Origin of the sequence: Pseudoalteromonas sp. 20-MNA-CIBAN-0454 (assembly GCF_040308685.1) — a bacterium.
Lineage (GTDB): Bacteria > Pseudomonadota > Gammaproteobacteria > Enterobacterales > Alteromonadaceae > Pseudoalteromonas > Pseudoalteromonas nigrifaciens.
On record NZ_JBEOOB010000262.1, the window covers coordinates 1 to 231 of the forward strand.

At 44.2% G+C, this 231-nt stretch carries 1 protein-coding gene; it reads right to left on the bottom strand.

Going from position 1 to position 231, the window contains the following annotated elements; all coding sequences use genetic code 11:
• The coding region (locus AAEZ22_RS18695) for a spermine/spermidine synthase domain-containing protein (RefSeq protein ID WP_502935276.1) at positions 1 to 231 on the bottom strand (231 nt) is incomplete at both ends.

Below are 231 nucleotides of genomic sequence, written 5' to 3' on the forward strand. Positions count from 1 at the left end.
GTTAAATGCATCGTCGACCATTAATGTTAAGCGTGGATCGTTTAACGCATCGCCGTTTAACGCCAGTAATGCATCCTGTAAGCGTTGTGGCATATCTGCTGGTGGCGATTTAAACAGTGCCAGTAAGTCTTTATCTAAATCCATTAAGGTAACCGTTTTAGGTTGCCATTTGAGTACTTGCTTCAGTCCTAAGCCATCACCACCACCAATAATGAGCACGTTATCGTGCCG